Origin of the sequence: Streptomyces sp. NEAU-YJ-81, from assembly GCF_017592595.1 — a bacterium.
Taxonomy (GTDB): Bacteria; Actinomycetota; Actinomycetes; order Streptomycetales; family Streptomycetaceae; genus Streptomyces; species Streptomyces hygroscopicus_B.
Genome location: NZ_JAGFNO010000002.1, coordinates 536,034 through 551,270, shown reverse-complemented (window position 1 = coordinate 551,270; position 15,237 = coordinate 536,034). Strand labels below are relative to the sequence as shown.

General features: G+C 68.0%; 11 protein-coding genes. 4 read left to right on the top strand and 7 right to left on the bottom strand.

The genetic code is table 11. From position 1 onward, the window contains the following. Positions 1-3: 3 nt before the first annotated feature. Positions 4-5,790: an FxSxx-COOH system tetratricopeptide repeat protein gene (gene fxsT, locus J5X86_RS08035; protein WP_208516057.1), complete on the bottom strand. Its 5,787-nt coding sequence runs from the start codon at positions 5,788-5,790 to the stop codon at positions 4-6. A gap of 630 nt (positions 5,791-6,420) precedes the next feature. Between fxsT and J5X86_RS08030 the strand changes: the two genes are divergently transcribed. The 3 genes from J5X86_RS08030 (at position 6,421) to J5X86_RS08020 (ending at position 9,184) form a co-directional block, all read left to right on the top strand. Continuing rightward, positions 6,421-6,816 carry a nuclear transport factor 2 family protein gene (locus J5X86_RS08030; protein WP_243979678.1) on the top strand — a complete coding sequence of 132 codons (396 nt, stop codon included), beginning with the start codon at positions 6,421-6,423 and terminating at the stop codon, positions 6,814-6,816. Positions 6,817-6,849: 33 nt separating this feature from the next. Beyond that, the gene (locus tag J5X86_RS08025) at positions 6,850-7,599 is read left to right on the top strand and encodes a VWA domain-containing protein (protein WP_208516055.1); all 750 of its coding nucleotides are present in this window, start codon (positions 6,850-6,852) and stop codon (positions 7,597-7,599) included. 115 nt (positions 7,600-7,714) lie between these two features. After that, the gene (locus tag J5X86_RS08020) at positions 7,715-9,184 is read left to right on the top strand and encodes a membrane-associated oxidoreductase (protein ID WP_208516054.1); all 1,470 of its coding nucleotides are present in this window, start codon (positions 7,715-7,717) and stop codon (positions 9,182-9,184) included. 11 nt (positions 9,185-9,195) lie between these two features. On the opposite strand, the gene J5X86_RS08015 is transcribed toward J5X86_RS08020, so the two are convergent. Next, entirely contained in the window at positions 9,196-10,203 is a 1,008-nt protein-coding gene (locus tag J5X86_RS08015) for a BtrH N-terminal domain-containing protein (protein WP_208516053.1), read from the bottom strand. After that, entirely contained in the window at positions 10,200-11,006 is an 807-nt protein-coding gene (locus J5X86_RS08010) for a MerR family transcriptional regulator (RefSeq protein ID WP_208516052.1), read from the bottom strand. The genes J5X86_RS08015 and J5X86_RS08010 overlap by 4 nt, the downstream gene beginning before the upstream one ends. A gap of 228 nt (positions 11,007-11,234) precedes the next feature. Between J5X86_RS08010 and J5X86_RS50480 the strand changes: the two genes are divergently transcribed. After that, positions 11,235-11,414 (top strand): hypothetical protein, encoded by a 180-nt coding sequence (locus tag J5X86_RS50480; protein ID WP_243979676.1) that lies wholly within the window; start codon positions 11,235-11,237, stop codon positions 11,412-11,414. On the opposite strand, the gene J5X86_RS08000 is transcribed toward J5X86_RS50480, so the two are convergent. From J5X86_RS08000 to J5X86_RS07985, 4 genes are all read right to left on the bottom strand, one after another. Then, a complete protein-coding gene (locus J5X86_RS08000) occupies positions 11,411-12,139 on the bottom strand; it encodes a YafY family protein (protein ID WP_208516050.1) in 729 nt (242 codons plus the stop codon). The genes J5X86_RS50480 and J5X86_RS08000 overlap by 4 nt on opposite strands. 16 nt (positions 12,140-12,155) lie before the next feature. Then, positions 12,156-13,088 carry an alpha/beta hydrolase gene (locus tag J5X86_RS07995; RefSeq protein ID WP_208516049.1) on the bottom strand — a complete coding sequence of 311 codons (933 nt, stop codon included), beginning with the start codon at positions 13,086-13,088 and terminating at the stop codon, positions 12,156-12,158. An 82-nt stretch (positions 13,089-13,170) separates the two neighbouring features. Further along, positions 13,171-14,418: a cytochrome P450 gene (locus tag J5X86_RS07990; protein WP_208516048.1), complete on the bottom strand. Its 1,248-nt coding sequence runs from the start codon at positions 14,416-14,418 to the stop codon at positions 13,171-13,173. Positions 14,419-14,488: 70 nt separating this feature from the next. Next, positions 14,489-15,151 (bottom strand): SRPBCC family protein, encoded by a 663-nt coding sequence (locus J5X86_RS07985; protein WP_208516047.1) that lies wholly within the window; start codon positions 15,149-15,151, stop codon positions 14,489-14,491. Between the last annotated feature and the right edge of the window lie 86 nt (positions 15,152-15,237).

Below are 15,237 nucleotides of genomic sequence, written 5' to 3'. Positions count from 1 at the left end.
TGCTCAGTTCCTCTCTGGGCCAGGTGTGTCGAGGACAAGAGATGGGGAATGCATCGCCACGCCGATGGTGGTCTCCAGGTCCTGGAGCACTACGCCGATATCACGGTCGTACACGGTGAACCGCAGGCGGTGCGGTCCGGGCTCCGATGCCGTGAAGACGAAGACGGCGGGCTCGCCTCCGGAGACGTACTCGGCCACAGGCGGCTCGACCGTAGCAGCCGACCGGGCGGCGGCGACCAGTAGAAGCAGCGGCAACTCCGGTGCGGGCAGCGCACCTTGTTGCGTGGACGGCTCAAGGCGAACCTCGATGCGAACCGCCACTCCGACATACACCTCGTCAGCCAGGAGCCTCAGCCGAGGTCTCCAGGGGGTGCGCAGTGAGGCAAGCCGCTGCCGGACAGCCCGGACTCGTGGGTGGTCGGAGCCGAGGACCCGCTCCCAGTCCGCAAGTAACCGCAGGCTACTGGTCGAGAAGCTCTGTACATCACCCGCCGCAGCGCGAGCGAAGATTGCTCCGGTGCGGCTCTCCAGTGTGTCGGGGTGATCGTCCCCCAGAACCTGCCTGCGGCCTGAGGCAACCGCGGTGAACAGCGCCGCAGCCCGCGCCCAGTCGCCTGCCTCACCGTACGCCTGAGCAAGCGCGTCGATAACGGTCGGATCGCTCAAGTCCAGTATGTGGGTCCCGCACGAGATAACGGTCGGCAGGGCGTCCGGGCCTTGCTCGTGAGCGGCGGCGATGCCATCCGAGGTGTCCGGGTATCCGAGCCCGAGAATTCGGGAGCGGTCGGCGATGACGTCCTCGAAAAGGGCGATCGCACGGCGGGCATCGCCGACCCGCAGGCATGCATAGGCCAGTCGCTCGCGGCTGGAGAGTGTCTCTCTGTGATCAGCTCCAAACGCCCGGACATAGTCGGCTACGAGTGTCTCGCATAGAGAGACGGCGTGGCCGGTGGAGCGGCTCGACACCGTGGCTAGTGTGAAAGCCAGCGCGCTGCGGGCGTCCAGAGTGTCGCGGTGGTCTGAGCCCTTTACTCGGGACAGATCGGCGACCAATTCTTCGTAGAGCGATACTGCCCGGGTGTAGTCGCCCGCGTCGCGGCAGGCGTAGGCGAGGTTCGCCCGGCTGGTCAGCGTCGCTGTATGGTCCGCGCCCTGGAGCCGAGTGCGGTCAGCAACCAGCGCTTCCATCTCCCGCACCGCCGCCGCATGCTGCCCGGCTTGCTGTCGCGCAAAGCCAAGACCATTACGGCAGGCCAGCGTGTCAATGTGCTCTACACCTCGCACCTGAATGACATCAGCCAGCACCGCCTCATACAAGGCAACGGCCTGTCGATAGTCGCCGGCCGCCCTCACTGCAGAAGCGAGCCACCGGCGAGCGTCGAGGGTATCGGGGTGATTCGAACCGAGGACCCTTGCATAATCTGCGATCAAGTCCTCGTACAGTGACACCGCGCGGCGGCGGGCACCGGCGAAGCGGTATGCATCAGCCAAACTTTCCCGCCGGGCGAATGTGGTGGGGTGATCTGGGCCGTGCACCCGGATGGAGTCGGTGACCAATTCCTCGTAGAGCGTCACAGCGCGGGTGTAGTCGCCCGCGTCGCGGCAGGCGTAGGCGAGGTTCGCCCGGCTGATTAGCGTCGCCGCATGATCCGCACCCTGGATCCGGATACGGTCAGCAACCAGTTCCTCCCTCTCCCGTACCGCCGCCGCATGCTGTCCGGCTTGCTGTCGCGCAAAGCCAAGACCATTGCGGCAGTCCAACGTGTCGAGATGGTCGGCACCGTAAACCCGTACGTGGTCCTCGACGAGCTCCTCGTACAGTGTGAGGGCTCGCCGATAGTCGCCGCCTGCCTGGACGGCACCAGCAAGGTAGCAGCGAGCAGCGAGCACATTGTGGTGGTCCTGACCGTGGATCCGGATGCGGTCGGCGACGAACTGCTCATATAGGGCGACGGCTCGGTGATAGTCTCCCGCGCGTTGACAGGTATAGGCGAGGTTGGACCGGCTGATCAACGTCGAGGCATGGTCCGTGCCCTGTATACGAGTACGGTCGGCAACCAGCGCCTCGAACTCGTGCATAGCATCGTTGTACCGCCGCGCAGCCAACCATGCCCCGGCCAGGATGTCCCTGGTAATTAGTGTGTCCTCGTGGTCCGGGCCCTGGACGCGGAGCCGGTCGTCCCGGAGGTTCTCGAAGAGCTGGATAGCACGAGTGAGCTGTCTGGCCGCACGGCAGGCACCAGCCAAGTTCTCCCGCTGGGCGAATGTGGTGGGGTGATCTGGGCCGCGCACCCGGATGGAGTCGGTGACCAATTCCTCGTAGAGCGTCACTGCGCGGGTGTAGTCGCCCGCGTCGCGGCAGGCGTAGGCGAGGTTCGCCCGGCTGATTAGCGTCGCCGCATGATCCGCACCCTGGATCCGGATACGGTCAGCAACCAGTGCCTCCATTCCCTGGACCGCCGCCGCATGCTGTCCGGCTTGCTGCCGCGCAAAGCCAAGACCATTACGGCAGAGCAGCGTGTCGCCATGGTCGGCACCGTACACACGAACGTAGTCCTCGACGAGCTCCTCGTGCAGTGCGATGGCCCGTTGATAGTCGCCGTCGGCCTGGAGAGCATTAGCGAGGTTTCTGCGGGTGGTGAGTACGTCGTGATGGTCCGCGCCCTGGACGGCTGCGCGCTCCGCGGTAAGCCCGCTGAGCAATTGCGCAGCTCTGCGGTGATTGCCCTCGAAGTACCAGGTTAGGGCGAGGTACTCTCGGGTATCCAACGTGTCGGTGTGCTGCGGCCCTTGGACGCGTGCGCGGTCCTCGACGAGCTCCTCGTACAGCTTGATCGCCCTGTGGTAGTCCCCCGCGTGACGGCAGGCGAGCGCCAGCCAGGAGCGGGTGTTCAGCACGGCAAGGTGGTCCGGGCCATGCAGGCGGAGCCTGTCCGAGAGGAGCTCTTCGAAACCGCTCACAGCACTCGCCTTTGCGCCTGCCAGGTCGCGTGCGTAGCACAGATCGATGCGAGCACTGAGAGTGCCGGGATGATCCGGCCCCTGGATGCGGGTGCGGTCCTCCACGAGGGAAGCAAATTCCGTCACGGCAACGTCGTACTGCTCCGCCAACCGCTGGGTAATCGCCAGATTGCGCCGGCTGTCAAGCGTGTCAGGGTGACAGGCGCCAAGTACCCGTTGAAAATCCGCTACGACCGACTCAGACATGGCGAGGGCTTGAGCGTAGTTGCCAGCCGCTCGATAGGCGTAGGCCACGCTGCCGCGCGCCTCAAGAGTGGCCGGGTGTTCGGGGCCCCGGGTTCGGGTGCAATGCGACACCAGATCCCGAAAGATCGCGATAGCCCGGGGATACTTGCCGGCGGACACATAGGCGTGGGCAAGGCTGTCGCGGGAATCCAACGAGGCTGGATGACTTTCGCCCTGGATCCGCAAACGATCGGCCACCACCCCCTCGAACAGGCTGATCGCGCGCTGGTGGTCTCCCATGGCACGGCATGCGAACGCCAGCGTTTCACAGTCGTCGAGCGTCGCGGGGTGGTCCGTGCCCTGGATGCGTGACCGATCCGCAATGACGCCTTCCAGCTCCCGCACCGCGGTCGCCAGGTCACCGGCACACTGACGCGCGTACGCGAGGTCAGCCTGGCTGCTAAGGGTGTCGGGATGATCGCTGCCCTGGAGTCGGGTGCGATCCGCCACTATGGACTCGAAACCAGTGACAGCGGCCTGGTGGTTTTCCGCCACCCGCTGGGCGTGGGCCAGCCAGCCGCGGCTGGTCAGAGTGTCCAGGTGATCAGGCCCCAGCACTCGGGTGCGGTCGGCAACCGCCGCCTCGTACAGGGCTATGCTGCGCTGGTAGTCGCCAGCCGCAAGGCACGCGTACGCAAGGCTGTTGCGGCTCGTGATTGTCGACAGGTCATCGGCGCCGAAGAGGCGTGTCCGGTCGGCGACCAGTGCCTCGTACTCTGCTACGGCGAGCTGGTGGGCACCGGACATCTGGCGGGCGTAGGCGAGGCCATCCCGGCTGTCGAGCGTGTCACGGTGATCCAGACCCAGCACTCGGGCACGGTCCGCCGCGACCGCCTCGAACTGGCTGACAGCCGCTTGATGATCACCGGCTTTCCGGAGTGCGTACGCGTAAGTGCGGCGACTGGCCAGGGTGGCGGGGTGATCGGGGCCGAACAGACGGACCCGGTCGGTGATCAGATCGCGGCACAGCTCGACGGCTCGCTGCGGATCGCCGTCCTTGCTCTGCACGTCGGCGAGCGCGTCGCGGCTGTCGAGGGTGTCCGCGTGTTCGTGCCCGAGCAGCAGAGTGCGGCCCTCGACCACGGCCTTGAGCAGCGTAACGGCGAGCAGCTTCTGGTCACGCTCGATGAGTTCGTTAGCCGCTCGCTGGTAGAGCTGAACGGTGGTCTCGCGGGGCTCATGGTCGGAGGGACGAGTGGCAGCCAACACCTGGATGTGCGGCAACAGTTCCTGCCATCGGGCCTGCACCTCTCGCTCTGTGCGTGGACCATCGGGCAACGCCCTGGCCATGGCCGCCTCCGCCCACTCCCGGCCTGTCTCCAGCAAAGAGGGCCGTCCAGAGGACAGAGCCGAGTCAGGGGTCAGAGAGGGAGTTCGTAGAACGGTCTGCACTAGCCGGTGAACTGTGACCGCCTGCTCGGTGAGGGTGATCATGTTGTAGTCGGCAAGCAGGCGCAGCGCCGAGTCAACGTCAGGAGAATCTTCCGGCGCTGACTTCATTTCCGTCAGCACTGATAGCGCGTCACGCGGTACGGCCTCCGGCGCGTACCAGGCCAGGGCGTAAAGCAGGGTGGCAGCTAACGGATCGGTCCGCTCGATGGCGCGTAGCGTGGTCCGCCAGATCCGGGCGATCGTCCGGGTGGCATCGTCCCCTTCGGCGGCGATGTCCAGCACTGCGGTGGGAGTTTTGGCCAGTAGGGCTCGATACGCCGCGAACGACATCCCGGTCTGCCGCAGGTAGGCCCCAGCCTGTGATAACGCCAGCGGTAGGTGGCCCAGCTCCACGGCGAGCGCGGCCGCGTCCCGGCTCTCGTCCGGAGTCGGCTCCCGGTGGGATAGGGCCAGGCCGCACAACAGGCTCACCGACGACTCCGATGCCAGGACATCAAGATGCAAGGGCCGTGCACTGGTGTGCCAGCCGTCCGCGCGACGACTGGTGATGAGTTGGTGACCGTGACCGTGGAGCCGGCCGAAATAAGAATTCAGGTCACCAGGGTTCTCCGCATTGTCGAAGATCAGAAGCCAGCCGTCGTGTGCCTGTAACCAGAGGAGGGCCCATTCCGTCTGCTGCTTCGGCAGGGCAGTGAGAGCCCAACTTGGGTAGAGGAAGACCGCGAGGTCGGCCAGGGCCGCCTCCACCTGCTCACGGCTCTCGGCAACGATCCACCAGATCAGGGTGTAGTCGAGGCGATGTGCGCGGGCATACCGTAAGGCCAGCGCGGTCTTCCCGACACCACCCAGGCCGTGAAACGTCTGCGGCTGGGAAATGACTCCTTCGCCGGTACCAAGCGCTCGCCGGATGCTCACCAGGTCGTCGTTCCGGCCGACGAAGACCTCGGTCGTACTTTGCGGCAGGTTGTCCATGCGGGGCGGCGGACCGATCGTGACCGCAGCCGCAACGGCGTCGGGGGGCACGCTGGCGCGTTGTTCGGTGTGGGGATTGCCGCCGAGGTCCGTGAAAGCGTGGGCGCGACGCCCTTCAAGGACTCCCAACTCAGGCCGTTCGACTCTCTCCGGCCGATGTAACCGCTCCGCCGTGATCATGTCGCCCCTTCTGCCTGCACTCACACAGAAAGCGGCGCAGACCCCCCATTAGCCTGCACTGAATGGTAGTTCAGTGCTGCTGGCCTGTCAGGAGGCGATGAGCATCACTCATGCGTACGGATGAAGACAAGGTGGACGAGGTCCACGTGCGTTCGAAGAGTTGTACGGCATTCCCGCACCCGCCGGTCTGCCGCAGGCCGGCCTAGTGCCCCAAGCAGAGCGGGTGCGCTCAAGCGCCCACGCTCCCGCTTGAGAGGATCGGCCGCAGAAGGGTGTGCGGTCCGGGTCAGGCAGTGTCCGCGTGCCGGAGCCGCAATCGCTGTGGGCCCCGCCTATGGACGTGATGTCACGGGAACCCGTCTGCGTGCCGCTGCGTCGACCGGTTACACGTGATCGTGCACGCGATGTGCATCGCGGTGGTCCCCATGGGGCGTTCGCCCAGGTCGCAGCCCATTCTGATGGAGGCGGTGACTGACCCCGGCGTACAGGCCGACTCGTCCGCCGCCCCCGTTGCCACTTGGGGCCCGTGTCCATGGACAGCGTGGATCCGCGACACGGAAGATCTGGACCCTCGACCGACCGAGATGTCCTATGCAGCACGCCCGTTCATCCATGGACCGGAGGCCAGACATGACCGCTGCCGCCCGTGATCTGTTCGAGCGCTACCACGCGTGCTGGGAGTCCCGCGACCCTGACCGGATCGCCGGACTCCACACGGCCGACTCGGTGTTCCATCTGCACTCCGGCCAGGACCCCGTGCGCGGGCAGGCTGCCATCCGTGAGGCGGCGGCCGGGATGTTCGAGCTGGTCCCCGACCTGGCGTTCGACCTGGTCTCGCTCCGCGTCGGAGAGGACTTCTGGGTCGTCCAGTGGAAGCTGAGCGGCACGTCCGCGGCCGGAGGCGCGGTCGACATCGACCTCGCGGACTTCATCCTGGTCGAGAACGGGGCGGTGAAGGAGAAGCATTCCTACGTCGACGGGGTGGCGATGCAGGCCGCGTTGGCACCCAACAGGGCCGCCTCATGAGGGAGTTCACCGGTTGGAGGACAATCACCGACTATGGCCATCGACTACCGCAAGCCCCCTAAGGCGCCCGCCCCCGCGATCAGTCTGGAGAAGGTAGCCGCCCAGGCTCCGGGGCTGATCAGCCTCTACAAGACGGCTGCGGTCTCGCTGGCCAAGCACGGCGCCGACGGGCAGCGTGCCGCGGTGTACCTGGTTCTGGACCGTTCCGGGAGCATGCGCCCGTACTACCGTGACGGCTCCGTACAGCACTTGGCGGAACAGACACTGGCCCTCGCGGCGAACCTCGATGACGACGGGATCGTGCCGGTCGTCTTCTTCTCCACGGAGATCGACGGGACGGCTGAGATCAGCCTCGATGCCTACCAGGACCGGATCAACCCCCTGCACGACTCGATGGGGCACATGGGCCGCACCAACTACCACGTCGCCATGCAGGCCGTCATCGACCACTACCAGTCGTCCGGAGCCAGCGACCCGGCATTCGTCGTCTTCCAGACCGACGGCTCCCCCACATCCAAGGCGGCGGCAGAGCACGTGCTGTGCACGGCCGCGAAGCTGCCCATCTTCTGGCAGTTCATCGGGTTCGGCAACGACGAGTTCCGCTTCCTGCACAGGCTCGACGACCTGCCGGTGCCGAACCGGCGCATCGTCGACAACGCCGGCTTCTTCGCCACCGGACCCACACCGAAGGGCCTCTCCGACGCCGCGCTCTACGATCAGTTGCTCCATGAGTTCCCGCAGTGGCTCGCCGCCGCCCGCTCCGCCGGTGTCCTGAAGGACTGAGGACTGCCGGGCCGAGAGCATGGGCATCCCAGAGCACGTGGCTACGCTCGCCGCGGCCACCTCGCCCGGCTTGACCATGGGCGGGCCCCGTTCCCGACCAGCCGGAGGGCCCCGGATGCGCCCAGATGACCTCACCGGCCCGGAACTCCGGCTCTGGGAGGCATTCCCCGCAGGGGGCGAAGTCGACCTGCGTCCGCGTGACGCGGTCGGCGGACCTGTGGTGGACGGCGGCAGTTGGGGGCCGGATCGGCAGGTGCGGGCCTCGGTGGTCCGCTCGTTGCTGCTGGGCGGTGCCGATGCCATCGGCGGTGAAACTCCGATGGTCCACCTGGTGGGTGCCCGGATATCGGGGAAGCTGCGCCTGGTCTTCGCCGAGGTGTGCTGCGTGCTGTGGCTGGAGGAGTGCTGGTTCGAGGAGGCCCCGCAGTTGTACGGGGCCACACTTCGAGTGACCAGCTTCGGCGGCTCGTGCCTACCGGGGCTTGGGATGGGCGCCACGACGGTTGACGGAAACCTCGACCTGATGAATTGTCGCGTTCAGGGCGGAGTCAACGTGCATGACGCCCGTATCAGCGGCAGCCTGCTCCTCCAGGGCGCGCACCTCTCCCATGCCGGCGATGTGGCTCTGGACGGCGCACGCCTGGAGGCGAAGGGCGTCGTCGGGACCGACGGATTCCGCGCCGACGGGGAGCTGCGACTGCTTCAGGCGCGCCTCAGTGAGGGTCTGCTCCTGCGCGGGGCCGTGCTGCGCCAACCCGGCGGTGAGGCCCTGTCCGCCCCCGGTGTGCAGGTCCCCACGAACATCGATTGCGGCGAGGGCTTCCGCGCCGACGGAGCCATCACGCTGACCGGCGCCACCGTCGGCGGGTCGGTCAGCTTCGACGCGGCGTCTCTCACTCCCACCCAGGGAAACGCCCTCTCCTGCCAACACCTCCAGGCCGGGGAGCTGCTCCTGCGACCCGCACGGGCCACGGGAGGCATGGACCTGCGCCACGCCGCAATCGGTGTACTCCGGCTCCATGACGACGGTCATGAGCAGCCGCCGCTCCAACTCGATGGGCTGGTCTACCGGTCGCTGGAACCACACCTGCCCGTCAACGATCGCCTTGAGCTGCTGAGCCGTGATCCCGACGGGTACCGGCCCCAGCCGTACCAACAGCTCGCCACCGTCTGCCAGTCCATCGGCCAGGACCGCGACGCCCGGACCGTGCTTCTGACCCGCCAGCGTCACCGCCGCACGACCCTCCCCTGGTACGCCCGGGCTTGGGGGTATGTGCAGGATGCCACCGTCGGGTACGGCTACTTGCCGGAACGTGCCGCGGTGTGGCTGCTGGCCCTGCTCGCCACCGGAGCCACCGTCTTCGCCCTGCACCGGCCCCATCCGCCGAGTGGTACGCCCCATCCGGTGTTCAACCCCGTGATGTACAGCCTGGACCTGCTCCTTCCCGTGATCGACTTCGGCCAGGAGCGGGCGTTCCAGCCGACGGGGCCGACCCAGTGGATCGCGTGGCTCCTGATCGGCGCGGGCTGGCTGCTGGCCACCGCCCTCGCCGCGGGCGTCACCCGGGTCCTGTCCCGCCAATAGTCAGAGGTTGATCAGGCACGGGTGCCGCCAAAGGTTGCCAGGCGGCTCAGCGCCCGCATGGCCGCGTGCTCTATGCGGGAAAGATCGTGGAGGATGGCGCCGGCCTGTACGAGGCACTGCGGATTGCCTGATGCACCGGCGTGGGTGATGAGTGCGGCGACTTGCGTCCATAGGGTGGCTGCCTCGGTGTACAGCGCGTGGCCGGTGCGCAGGTGGTCGCTGTCGAGCAGTTGGGTGCATTCGGCGAGGAAGTCGCGGTAGAGGTTGCGGAACAGGGCGCCGCCGGTGCCGGCCCGCTCCATCAGGAGGGCGGCCTGCGGTAGGTCCCGCTGCGGGTTGTCGGTTCGCTGGAGCCATGTGCGTACCTGCTTGCCGGCCTTTTCGATGCCTCGGTGGCCGAGGTTGGCGATGGGCGGGTTGAGGAAGGCGTCGGCGCAGGCGGTGATGGCGGGAATGATGTGGCCCTGCGGGGAGGGCAGGTTGCTCGGGGCGGTGAGGGTGAAGGACCGGTGCTTGGCGGTCATCGGGCCGCGCGCGGCCCTGGCCCGGGCGAGGCTGGTCAGGCTGGTGGATACCGTTCCGCCTTGCTGGTCGGTGTCCACCAGGTAGGCGTCGTGGTCGTCGTAGCCGTACATGGCGACGACATGACCGCCGAAGTGCACCTTCGATCCGAAGTAGTCCAGGTGGTAGCTGTCGAGCTGCAGGCCGACGGGGCGGCCTGCCTCGATGTGGGCCGCCACGTTCTCCCATGCCCGGCGGGGGGAGGTGGTCTCGTGGACCAGGAGGTCCAGCCCGAGTGCGGTGGCCAGGTTCCTGGTCAGCTCGAAGGGCTTGACCCGTCCCCCGAGGAAGGGGAAGCCCATGCTCTTGCTGTCCCAGTAGATGAAGGACAGGCCGGAGCCGAGGCCGAAGAGCATGGGCTCGGAGAGATCGAGTCCCTGGTGCCGCAGCAGCACCCCCAGAGCCGACGTCTCGCAGTGCTGTGTACCGCGGGCCTCAAGGTCAATCACCGTGGTCATGCCGTGCTTTCCTGGACGGGGATGATCAGCCGGGTCGTCCATTCCTCCTGCGGTGCCTCTGCCGGCCCGACCAGATAGACCTCACGTACCGGCGCTTGCGGACGCAGCCCGCGTTCGTGGACAGCGGCGAAGAGAGCGTTGTAGGCCAGGGGTAGCTGGGCATAGGGCCCTATGTGCACGGTCTCGGCGACGGGTCCGCCGGGCAGCGTCTGGAACTCCAGGCCGGGCGTCCCCTCCCCCTGTGAGGTCTGCGCTCCGACGGCGATCTCCATCCGCTCTTCCAGATCCAGCGGATACAGCCCGCACAGCCGCGGCTCCCATGCGATTCCCTTCTTGCCGAGCACGGGCAACAGCCGGCCCACGCATTCCCCGAACGTCTCTCCGATCTCCTCGAAGGCGCAGACCGCCCGCACCACCGCCAGCCGTCGCTCCGGCTCTCTGCCCATCGTCACCTCATAGCCGGGCAGGCCGCCCTCCGCCAGCCGCTCCAGCATCTCCAGCCGTGCCTGATCCCTGCTGATCCGCTCGGCCAGCCGGTCCCGTTCGGCGCGCAGGATCTGGGCCCTGGATTCAGGCTCGGCGGCCAGCGCCTGGGCGATCACAGCCAGGGGGAGATCCATCTCGCGGAGCAGGGCAACGGTCAGGGCATCACGCGCCTGTTCAGGCGCGTAATAGCGGTAGCCGGAGTTGGCGTCCACGCGGACCGGAGCCAAGAGCCCCGTCTCGTCGTAGTGCCGTAGCTGCTTGATGCTGAGCCGGCACAGGCGGGCGAAGCGCCCGATGGTGAGGAGTTCTTCGTGCATGCCGCCATGGTGGACTCTCCGACGGTGGGAGAGTCCAGGGCTGTCGCGCCCCGTCGGTACGATCAGTGCGGAACGGGAATTCGTCCCACGGAGGTGCGGGTCATGTCCGAGTCGAGCGTGTCCGGGTCCGGGGGTGGGGTCGGCCGGAGTGATTCGCCTGCCGTTGCGTTGGGGCCCACCGCCGTCGTTCTTGGTGTCTTCTCTGTCGGCGCTTGGGTGCCTGCGCTCGTGTTTGTCACTTTTCCGTGGACGACCATCGGCGGAGCGCTCGCCATTGTCCTCGGCGCCATGGGCATCCACCACGCCCGCCGCGGCGTCGGGCGACTGTGGGCCGCCGTCGCCGGGACGGCCCTCGGTGTGGCGGGGTTCGTCGGCGCCACTGCTCTCATCTGGAGCTTTGGCGGCTAGTGCGGTGGCCGGGCGGGTGTGAGTGGGGCCAGGGCGGTGGGCCGTACCGCGTCGGCGGCGGTTGAGCCGAGGAGTAGTTGGGTCAGGTTGTGGGGGTGTGCCGGCTCGTCGGTGGGAGTCGCCGCTGTGATCCGGTCCAGGCGGAAGCCTCGGCCCGCGCGGCGGGTGCGGCACCAGGCGATGAGGTACCAGCGGCCGTCGGCGGTGAGCAGTCCGGCCGGTTCCACGATGCGGTTGCTTTCGTGTCCTGCCGCGTCGGTGTAGGACAGCCGCAGCGCCAGGTTGTCGGTGAGGGCCTGTTCCACCGCGGTGCGGACCTCGGAGTCGGATCGCGTCGGCAGCGTAACGATGCGTGCGGCGAGCGTCCGGGCCGCCGTCGAGGCGGGGCCGGTCATCGAGGCCGAGATCTTCTGGGCCGCGGTGCGGGCCGCACTGGCGTAGGGGGTGGAGGCGTCGGCCGTGGCGAGCGCGGCGGTCAGTGCCGAGGCTTCATCGGTGGTGAAGTGGATCGGGGGCAGGGTCATCTCCGGGGCGATCGACCAGCCCCCGCCCCGTCCGGGTGTGGTGCGCACCGGGACACCCGTCTGCATCAGAGCCTGAAGGTCGCGCTGCACCGTGCGGGTGCTGATCTCGAATCGCGCGGCGAGCGCCGCGACCGTCAGCGGTCGCGGCGCGGCCGCGCGCAACTCCTCCACCAGCGCGTAGAGCCGGGCCGTGCGGTTCATGAGGCCGACGCTACCGTCACGCGGTGGCCAGGAAGTCCCGCTCGCGCCGCTGTTCCCGCTCGGTGACGGTCAGCGGGAAGAGGGTGAAGCCGTGCATCGCACCGGAGACGACGCCGAGTTGCACGGGCGCGCCTGCCGCCTGCCAGCGCCCGGCCAGGAACAGGGAGTCGTCCAGCAGCGGATCCTCGGTGCCGACGACGATGCGGGCGGGCGGCAAACCGGCCAGATTCGCGAACAGGGGTGAAAGCTCGGGGTCGCGGCGCTGCTCCACGTCCATCCCCGGGGTGAACAGCTCGTAGATGCCGCGAAGTGAGTCGGTGTTGATCAGTAGCTGTCTGGGGCCGAATGACCGCTGGCTCGGTGTCATCGACAGGTCGTAAAGGCCGAAGAGCAGGTGGGCCGCCCGGAACGCGCCGGTGATGCCGTGCCGGTCGCGTAGGCGTAGCAGCGTCATGACACTCAGGTGGGCACCGGCCGATTCACCACCGATCAGCAGCCGTTCGGTGCCGAACTCGGTCGCGGCGTGCTCCACCAGCCATCGGGCGGCCGCTTCGCAGTCGTCGGGCCCGGCGGGGAACGGGTGTTCCGGCGCAAGGCGGTACTCCACGCTCACCACGGCCAGCCGTGCCTGCACGGCAAGCCGCCAGAGCCGTTCATCCTGCCCGTCCGACGAGCCGAATGCCCAGCCGCCTCCGTGGATGTGCAGGTACACGCCATCGACGCGGTCCGGTACGAACGTCCGGAGCTTCACCCCGCCCTCGACGACGCGGTCTTGGGCGTGCGGCAGTCTCACCGGCGGGGTGTCGCCGCCGAGCCGGTTGCGCCGCAGGAGCGCCAGCGTGGCCGCGCTCGGGACCGGCCCACGGGCCGGACGGTTCGCCGCGGCAGCCTCGAACTGCTCGTTGAAGGCAAGGGTCTCGGCGAGGCAGTCCTCATCTGTGATCGTCATGCGCCGACAGTCGCAGCCGCCCGCGACACCACCATGTCACCCTTTCTTTATGAGCTGCGTCACGATCCTGGCGCGCTGCTCGCTACCACACCACGGGGACCTGCTCGAAGCTGTCCGTGAGGACTCCCTCGCGCCGCGCCAGTTCGGATGGCGGGACCGCCAGGTCGAGACCGGGCAGGCGCTCCAGCAGGACCTCCAGGGCGACTTGGAGTTCGGTGCGGGCCAGGGCCTGGCCGATGCAGGAGTGGGCGCCGGCGCCGAAGGCGAGGTGGCGGTTGGGGGAACGGGTCAGGTCCAGTTGGTCCGGGTCGGCGAACATCCGCTCGTCGCGGTTGGCGGAGGCGACGACCGACAGGGTCGTACTGCCCTTCGGGATCACCTCACCGCCCAGTTCCATGTCCTCGGTGAGGTAACGCGGCATGCCCGGGCCCCGGTTGACGTCGAAGCGCAGCAGCTCCTCGACGGCCGAGCGGATCAGCGAGCGGTCGTCCAGCAGGCGCTGCCAGCGGGAACGGTCGTCGAGCAGGACCGGGACCAGCTTCCCGAGCACGCTGGACGTCGTCTCGTGCCCGGCGTGCATCAGCCCCCGCATGATCTGGACGAAGACCGCCTCGGGCAGGCGGCGGTCGGCGGCGTCGGTGATCTCGATCAGCTTGCTGAGCAGGTCGTCACCCGGTTCATGCCGCTTCCAGGCGATGTGCTCGCGTAGATACGTCAGGAGTTCCTCGCGGGCGGTGCGGGTCTCCTGCTCGCCGTAACGGTCCCGGCCGAACAGGGCGCCGGACCAGTACGCGAAGCGGTCCCAGTCCTTCTCCGGGACGCCCAGCAGGGCGCCGACGACCCGCACCGGAAACGGATACGCGAAACCCGCCCAGAGGTCCGCGGGCTTCGGCCCGGCCTCCATGGTGTCCACCAGGGCATGCGCGATGGCGACGATCCGGGGGCGGAGCGCGGTGACCCGCTTGGCGGTGAGCGTCTGACCCACCAACCGCCGCCAGCGCTGGTGCCGTTCGCCCGTACCGGTTCCGTCCGGGCCCGCCTCGCTCACGTCCCGTGGGAAGCGCGGATCGGACAGCATCGTGTGCACATCCGCGTACCGCGTCAGCACTCGCACCGGCTCCCCGCTCGATCGCAGCGTCAGCTCCGGCACCGGACAGCCCTCCGCCCGCAGCGCCGCCCACTCCTTCGGGGGCTCCAGGGGGTGCTCCGATAGGAACGGGAAGTCGCCCAGGGGGCAGCGTGCTTCCGCGCCGCCTTCCGCTTTCGCGCCGCCTCCCGCTTTCGCGCCGCCCTCCGCTTTCGTCTCGCCTGCCACTTCCGCTTCGGCCATAGAGCGCCCTCCAGAGACGTACGACGTGCGGCGAACAGTTACTCACCCGTCATGGGCGAAGTCAAAGCGGCTACCGGTTACGGCCGTTGGCTGCCTCGGCGGTGGTCTTCAGGTCGCGCAACCACGCTTCGAGGCCGCCGCCGAGGGCCTCGGTCGCGGTGGGAACGTCCGCTTCCACCTGGGCGCCGGTCCAGGTTTCCTCGGTGTGGACCCGGACTCCTCCCCTGACCTTCGTGAAGGTCCACACGTGGACGCCCTCGTCGATGCTCAGCCCTTCGCCGATCGCGGGTCCGCTCCACCGAATGCAGGAGTTGCGCTTGAGCTGGTGAACGGTGGAGGTGATGTTCAGGGTGGTGGCGGGCGTCGTGGGGGTGGCGGGCGCAGGGGTGGTCCACCGGAACCGCGAACCCTTCCGGAGGGGGCCGGGGTCGAGGCGCTTCATGGTGAGGACGGGGGGCTGCCAGGTCGGCCAGCGCTCCACATCCGTCTGCAGCGCGAAGACCGTGCTCAGCGGCGCCTTGATCACGACGTCGGATTGGTAGCGGATCAGGGCGTTGGGGTCGACGCCTTCGCCGCGGCAGGTGGAAGCCTGCGTCTGAGCCGACGCGGCTTGGGTCGGCGGGGCGGCCATCCCGATGACGCCGACGGCGGCGAGCGCGATCGTGAGCGCGGCGGCGCGGACGGTGGACCGGGACTGGTGGTTCGGCGAGGCCAACGGGCGATTGCTGGACATGGGGTCCCCTTCGTCACGAATCCGAGAGCAGTGCTCTCTGTTGAGATCAATGAACACCGGATCCCGCGACAAGTCAAGAGCGGTGC